Annotated in this window: 7 protein-coding genes; 3 read left to right on the forward strand and 4 right to left on the reverse strand. The window is 69.7% G+C overall.

All coding sequences use genetic code 11. The annotated features are described in order from the left end of the window. Positions 1-4: 4 nt before the first annotated feature. Together ON29_RS19865 and ftsY are read right to left on the reverse strand one after the other, a co-directional pair. Positions 5-1384 (reverse strand): ammonium transporter, encoded by a 1380-nt coding sequence (locus ON29_RS19865; RefSeq protein WP_040868327.1) that lies wholly within the window; start codon positions 1382-1384, stop codon positions 5-7. 327 nt (positions 1385-1711) lie between these two features. After that, the gene (ftsY, locus tag ON29_RS19870) at positions 1712-3211 is read right to left on the reverse strand and encodes a signal recognition particle-docking protein FtsY (protein WP_040868329.1); all 1500 of its coding nucleotides are present in this window, start codon (positions 3209-3211) and stop codon (positions 1712-1714) included. Between the two features lie 193 nt (positions 3212-3404). Between ftsY and ON29_RS19875 the strand changes: the two genes are divergently transcribed. Beyond that, the gene (locus tag ON29_RS19875) at positions 3405-3794 is read left to right on the forward strand and encodes a DUF2237 family protein (RefSeq protein ID WP_019048221.1); all 390 of its coding nucleotides are present in this window, start codon (positions 3405-3407) and stop codon (positions 3792-3794) included. 130 nt (positions 3795-3924) lie between these two features. On the opposite strand, the gene ON29_RS19880 is transcribed toward ON29_RS19875, so the two are convergent. Beyond that, positions 3925-4698, reverse strand: coding sequence for a TetR/AcrR family transcriptional regulator (locus tag ON29_RS19880; RefSeq protein ID WP_040868331.1), 774 nt, complete (start codon positions 4696-4698; stop codon positions 3925-3927). 106 nt (positions 4699-4804) lie between these two features. Between ON29_RS19880 and ON29_RS19885 the strand changes: the two genes are divergently transcribed. Together ON29_RS19885 and ON29_RS35965 are read left to right on the forward strand one after the other, a co-directional pair. Beyond that, entirely contained in the window at positions 4805-5725 is a 921-nt protein-coding gene (locus ON29_RS19885; protein ID WP_040868333.1) for an NmrA/HSCARG family protein, read from the forward strand. 130 nt (positions 5726-5855) lie between these two features. After that, on the forward strand, positions 5856-6053 hold the full coding sequence (locus tag ON29_RS35965) for a hypothetical protein (RefSeq protein WP_157172836.1): 198 nt from the start codon (positions 5856-5858) through the stop codon (positions 6051-6053). 12 nt (positions 6054-6065) lie between these two features. Here ON29_RS35965 and ON29_RS19890 read toward each other — a convergent pair. Beyond that, on the reverse strand, positions 6066-7183 hold a 1118-nt coding region (locus ON29_RS19890), incomplete at its 5' end, for an AAA family ATPase (protein WP_040868335.1).

Below are 7183 nucleotides of genomic sequence, written 5' to 3' on the forward strand. Positions count from 1 at the left end.
GTCGTCATGCCTCCTTGACGGCCGAACGTGCCGTGCTACCCAGAGCGGCGAAGTCGTAGGCGGTTTCCGCGTGCTCGGACTCGTCCAAGCCCACCGACTCTGCTTCCTCGCTCACGCGCAGCCCAATGGTGAACTTCACGATATAGGCAATGATCAGGGTCGCGACGAAGGAGAACGCAAGTACCACACCGGCGCCCACCGCTTGCCGCCACAGCTGATCGACGCCACCGCCGTAGAACAGACCGGTCTTGCCCGCACCCGCCTCGGGCGCCGCGACGAAACCGACCATCAGGGTGCCGACGATGCCGCCGACCAGGTGCACGCCGACCACGTCGAGCGAGTCGTCGAAACCGAACTTGAACTTCAGGCCGACCGCGAGGGCGCACAACGCACCCGCCACCGCGCCGATAACCAGCGCGCCGAGCACGTTCACCGAGGAACACGACGGGGTGATGGCGACCAGGCCCGCCACGATGCCCGAGGCCGCGCCGAGCGAGGTGGGCTTGCCGTCGCGGATCTTCTCCACCAGCAGCCAGGCCAGCATCGCGGCGCAGGTCGCGACGGTGGTGGTGACGAAGGTCGAACCGGCGAGGCCGCCGGAACTCACCGCGGAACCGGCGTTGAAGCCGAACCAGCCGAACCACAGCAGACCGGCGCCGAGCATGACGAACGGCAGGTTGTGCGGACGGAACGGGGTCGTCGGCCAGCCCTTGCGCTTGCCGAGCACCAGCACCAAGGCCAGACCGGCGGCACCGGCGTTGATGTGCACCGCCGTGCCACCCGCGAAGTCGACCGCGAGCAGTTTGTTCGCGATCCAGCCGCCCTCGTGCACCACGTTGCCGTCGGCGTCCTTGACGTCGAAGTCGAACACCCAGTGTGCGACCGGGAAGTAGACCACCGTGGACCAGATGCCCGCGAACAGCAGCCACGCGCCGAACTTCAAGCGGTCGGCGACCGCGCCCGAGATGAGGGCAACCGTGATGATGGCGAACATCAATTGGAAGGCGACGAAGACGGTGGCCGGAATCGTGCCCGCGAGCGGAATGTTCACCGCTTCGGTGGTGACCGCGCCCGCCGCGTCCTTGACCTCGGCGACCGAGTTGCCCCCGATCAAGCCCTTCAGGCCGAAGAACTGCGTCGGGTCACCGATCACGCCGAATTTGTTGTCGCCGAAAGCCGTCGAGTATCCGTACAGCGACCACAGCACGCCGACCAGGCCCATGGCGCTGATGCTCATCATGATCATGTTGAGCACGTACTTCGACCGGACCATGCCACCGTAGAAGAAAGCAAGGCCCGGCGTCATCAGCAACACCAGCGCCGAGCTCGCCAGCATCCAGGCGGTGTCACCGGTATCCGGTGCACCGGTAAGTGGAAAAGCCACCTTAATGTCCTCCTCATCTCGGGCCCCGCCGATTCCGGCAAATGGACCTGAACAGAAGGGTCCTTACTCGGTGTTTCATCCGTAGAGCTGACGTGTTTCACCTACGTGAACGGATGGCACAGCCGTGTTGCCACTACGTTTCATCACCTACACCGGGTGTTTCGCGGCGTTGTGAGGCCCGCACCCGGGAATCGGACATTCGTTACAGCTGAGGAGGACTCGGCAAACATCCGGGGTGTGATCGGCCTCGCATCCCGGCGGGGAGCGGCTCGCGGCGCACCGCCGGCCGGGATGCCACGAGCCGCAGCCCCTTTCGAAACGGAAGGATCAGCCCAGCAGCGCGTCCACGAACGCGGCCGGCTCGAACGGAGCCAGATCGTCGGCGCCCTCGCCGAGTCCGACCAGCTTCACCGGCACGCCCAGTTCGTGCTGAACCTGGAAGACGATGCCACCCTTGGCCGTGCCGTCCAGTTTGGTCAGCACGACGCCGGTGATATCCACCACTTCGGCGAACACCCGGGCCTGGGTCAGTCCGTTCTGCCCGACCGTCGCGTCCAGCACGAGGAGGACCTCGTCCACGGCGGCCTTCTTCTCCACGACCCGCTTGACCTTGCCCAGCTCGTCCATCAGCCCCGTCTTGGTGTGCAGCCGCCCCGCGGTGTCGATCAGCACCACATCGACGCCGCGCTCGACTCCCGCGGCCACCGCGTCGAACGCGACCGCGGCCGGATCGGCGCCCTCGCGGCCGCGGACGGTGTCGGCGCCGACCCGCTCACCCCAGGTCTGCAACTGGTCTGCGGCCGCGGCGCGGAAGGTGTCGGCCGCGCCGAGCAGCACGCGGCGGCCGTCGGCGACGAGCACGCGCGCGAGCTTGCCGGTGGTGGTGGTCTTGCCGGTGCCGTTCACGCCGACCACGAGCAGGATCGACGGGTGGTCCGGGTGCGGCAGCGCGCGCACCGCGCGGTCCAGCTCCGGTCGCAACTGCTCGACAAGCACGTCGCGCAGCACCGCACGCGCCTCGTCGGTGGTGCGCACGCTGCGCGCCGCCATCTCCGCACGCAGCCGGGAGACGACGGCCGTGGTGCTGGCGGTGCCGAGGTCGGCCAGCACGAGGGTGTCCTCGACCTCTTCCCACGAGTCGTCGTCCAGGTCACCGCCGCCGAGCAGGCCGAGCAGGCTCTTGCCGACGGCGTTCTGCGAGCGCGACAGCCGTCCGCGCAGCCGGACCAGCCGTCCGGCGGTGGGCTCGATCTCCTCCAGCGCGACGGGCGCCTCGACGCCGGCGGGCGTGTCGGGAGCGACGACTCCGGTGGCGGTGGCATCCGGGGCGGCGATGTCGGCGACCGGCTCGGCGGTCGCGTCCGTGACTTCGGTCTCGTCGGCCGTGACCGGCGCGGTGCCGGTCACGGGGCTCTCCGGCGCTGCCGCCTCGCCCGTGGTGGGCTCCGCCGTCTCCGGTTCGGCAGGAGCGGCGGCACCGGCCGCGGGCGGGGCCTCGGCGACGTCCGCCTCCGGCAACGGAACATTGGTGATGCCGCGTTTGGGCGCGTCGCGCGGGATCGCGGCGTCGTCGCCGACGTGCGGCTGCCCTTCGGTGTCGGTGCGCTCGACCGGTTGCGGCTCGGTCGCCGTGCCGCCCCTGCTGAAGGTGAATCCGCCGGACGCGGTGTAACCACCGGACCGGTCGGTCACCTCCTTGTCCTGCGTGGGCGGTGTCAGCGACACGCGGCCGCGCCGGTACCGGACGAAACCGGCGACGAGCACGACGAGCAGCAGTGCGGCGACCGCGGCGATCAGGATCCAGACTTCGGGACTCACGCGGACCATCCTTGCAGACCGCCCGTCACGTGCCGGGCCCCGAGCCGCGCCCGGCGCGCGAGTCGCATCACCGGGCCGACGGCGTGACCTCGGGGAACACCGCAGGTACCGGGCCGTGCACGCGCCCTGCCCGGCACCGACACAGCCCCCGAGATTTCTTGTCCTGCGGAACTTCTCGCGAAGGGACAATAGGATCGGCGACGTGACCGATCGAAACGTGCTTGGGGGGCCGCTGGAAGAGTGCGGCACCGATCCTCTCACCGGCTTCTACCGGGACGGCTGCTGCAGTACCGGGCCGGAGGATCTGGGCAGCCACACCGTATGCACCGTCGTCACGGCAGAATTCCTGGAGCATCAAGCTTCCATCGGAAATGATTTGAGCACTCCGCGTCCAGAGAACAATTTTCCTGGCCTCCAGCCCGGCGATCGGTGGTGCGTGGTGGCCGTGCGGTGGCTGCACGCACACGAGGACGGCGTGGCCGCGCCCGTGGTGCTGGCGGCCACCCACGAGAACGCCCTGGAAGTGATCTCGATGGACATTTTGCGCAAGTACGCCGTCGACGTGCCCGACGACGTCAGCGACCTGCTCTGAGCGAGGGTTGATTTTCTTCCTCGGCCCGCGGTGGGTCGCCCCGAGGAACCGCCACCCCCGCCCGCGAACCGGCGTCCGATCGGATGGGTGGCGCAGCAGAGCACCGAATGGCACAGATGCGCCATTTTCCCTACCGGGCCGCCGCGACACGCCGGCGATGCGCCTTCTGGCGGCATGCCGCCGAGCAATACCTGGCCCGACGGCCCGTCCCGGCCCGCGGCACCGCCGCGTGGCACACCGGGCAGCGATCGTCCCCGGTTTCGTTACGTTCGACTGATTCGTTACGGTTTTCGATCCCGGCATCCCGTTTCGTCACTGCCGGACCGCCCGGCCGGGCGCGCAGCGCGTCGAGCACGAGCGCCGCGGTGCGGTCCACTTCGCCCCGGGCCTTGCGGAGTTGTTGAATCGCAACGCATCCGGTGAAGATCGCCAGCACGTCGTCGAGTTCGATGTCGGCCCGGACCGCCCCCTCGCGCTGGGCCGCCGCCAGCAGTGCGCCCAGCGCGCGATGGAAACGCACGCCCGCGCCCTGCAGCAGCGCACGCGGCCACCCGTCATCGGACTGGACCAGATCGCACAGCGCCTGGTTACCCGGGGTCGTCGCGATCACGGCGGTGCACAGGTCGAAGAAGGCGGCGCCGGGGTCGGCCGCGCCGAGACGGTCGGCGGCCATGTTCGCCAACCGGTCGATGCGCTGCTGCATAACGGCTTCCAGCAGAGCGGCTTTCGTCGGGAAGTGGCGGTAGACGGTGCCCGCGCCGACGCCCGCCCGGCGGGCGACCTCGGCGAGCGACACCGAGGCGCCCTGCTCCGCGAAGGCCCGCTGCGCGGCCGCCAGCACGAGGGCGCGGTTGCGCCGGGCATCGGCTCGGGACAGCCCGTCCGGGGCGAGCGAGGTGGTCATTTCGTTACGGCCTTCCTGAAAGCGACCTGGTGAATCGGGTCGAGCCACCCGTATCGTCCGAATCCGGGTCGACCGACCCGATTCTAACGAGCAGAGAAGGCGGAGCATGTCCCCTCAGCACAACCTCATCCTGGTCACCGGTGCCACCGGCAAGCAGGGCGGCGTGACCGCCCGCAGACTGCTGGCGGATGGCAGGGCGGTGCGCGCGCTGGTCCGCGACGCGCAGGCACCGGCCGCACAGGACTTGGCCACGGCGGGCGTCGAACTCGTCGTCGGCGACTTCGACACCCCGGAGACCTTGCCCGCGGCGCTGGCCGGTGTCACCGGGCTGTTCCTGGTCCCGCCGGCCGCATACAGTCCGCAGGGCTGGGATGTCGACCTGGAAGCCGCGCGCGGACGAGCGGTCGTGGACGCGGCGCGCGACGCGGGCGTTCGGCAGATCGTGTTCACCAGCATCGCCTCGATGGGCGACAACGCGTCGTGGGGCGTGACGGGCAAGAAGCGCATCGAAGACGCCGTCATCGCCAGCGGCGCCCGCTACACCCTGCTGCGCCCGGTGCGGTTCATGGAGAACTACCTGCTGCGCACCTCACCGGTCGACGGCATCTTCGACGGTGTACACCGGCATCTCTTCCCGGCCGAAGGGCCGATGAAGGTGATCGCCCTGGCGGATATCGGCGATATCGCCGGTCTCGTCTTCGCCGACCCGGATCGATTCCACGGCCGCGTCCTCGAACTCGCGGGCGACGTGCTCACCCCGCCCGCGGCCGCCGCAGCGATCAGCGCGGCCACCGGCCACTCCGTCCGGTACCAGGAGGTCGGCGAGGCCGAGGCGGACGCGATGGGCGCGGAGATCGGCAATACCTGGCGTTTGATGCGCCACACCGGCGGCTGGCGCGCCGACGTCGACGAGATCCGCGAAATCCACCCCGGCCTGCGGACGTTCGACACCTGGCTCGCCGAAACCGGTGCGGCGCAGATCAAAGCTCTGCTGGACGGCGAGAAGGCCACCGCCGCGGTCAGCTGACAAGAACCCGGCCGATCCGCATGTGACGGCGTGACCGGTCGGCGGACGATGCCGCGGAGGTCTGCTCAGCCGCCGCCCAGCTCGCCGGGGTGATCGCCCCGCCGGGCGTACCCTCGGCACGGTGTTACGCATGCGCCGAGCATCCCGCCGTCCCCGGCGCGACCCGGTGGGCGCGGAAGTCGACGAGATATTCGGCCCGTCGCGCAAGCACATCCACGAGCGCAAGGAATGGGTCGCGGTCGCGAAGCTCGACGACCGCGTCTCCGGTGACGATCCGCTGGTCGACCTGGACGCCGGCACGGTCACCCTCCCCGCGACCGGTGGGTGACCGTGCGGCGGCTCAGCCCGCCGCGCCGACCGGCGCCAGGTTCTCCCCGCGCAGCCGCTGAGAGATCACCTGGGTGATGCCGTCGCCGCGCATGCTGACGCCGTAGAGCGCGTCGGCGATCTCCATCGTCGGCTTCTGATGGGTGATGACGATCAGCTGGCTCTTCTCCCGCAGCTGCTCGAACAAGCCGATCAGGCGGCGCAGGTTGGTGTCGTCGAGCGCGGCTTCGACCTCGTCCATCACATAGAACGGCGAGGGCCGGGCGCGGAAGATGGCCACCAGCAACGCGACCGCGGTCAGCGATTTCTCTCCGCCGGACAGCAGCGAGAGCCGCTTGACCTTCTTGCCCGGCGGACGGGCCTCCACCTCGATGCCGGTGGTGAGCATGTCCGAGGGGTCGGTGAGCAGCAGCCTGCCCTCGCCGCCGGGGAACAGTTTCGCGAAGACCCCGACGAATTCGCGCTCCACGTCGGCGTATGCCTCGGTGAAGACCTGGAGGATGCGGGCATCGACCTCGGCGACCACGTCGAGCAGATCCTTGCGCGCGCTCTTGACGTCCTCGAGCTGGGTGGCCAGGAAGTTGTAGCGCTCCTCCAGCGCCGCGAATTCCTCCAGCGCCAGCGGATTCACCTTGCCGAGGGTGGCCAGATCCTTCTCCGCGCGCTTGGCGCGACGCTCCTGGGTCTGCCGGTCGTAGGGCATCGGTGCGGGCTCGCTGACCTGCTCGCCCCGCTCCTTGGCCTGCTCGTACTCCTGTAGTTCCAGCGCCGAGGGCGGCAGCGGCACGTCCGGACCGTACTCGGCGATCAGATCGTTCAGCGCGATGCCGAACTGCTCGGCGATCGTCGCCTCCAGTTGCTCGATGCGCAGCGCCGCTTGCGCCTTCGCCACCTCGTCCCGGTGCACGGCGTCGGTGAGCTGGGACAGCTGCGCGGTGAGCGCACGCACCCGCTCCTTGATCTGCTCGACCTGCGCGGCGCACTCCGAGCGCTTGCGCACCAGCTCGTCCCTGCGGGCGCCCGCCGCGGCGACCACCCGTTCGAGCTCGGCGGCGATCTTCGCACCGGATTCGGCGACGGCGGCGGCCACCTCGGCCGCCTGCTTGCGCGCGGCCGCCGCGCGTTCGGCGC

It is taken from the genome of Nocardia exalbida NBRC 100660, assembly GCF_000308575.1.
GTDB classification, from domain to species: domain Bacteria; phylum Actinomycetota; class Actinomycetes; order Mycobacteriales; family Mycobacteriaceae; genus Nocardia; species Nocardia exalbida.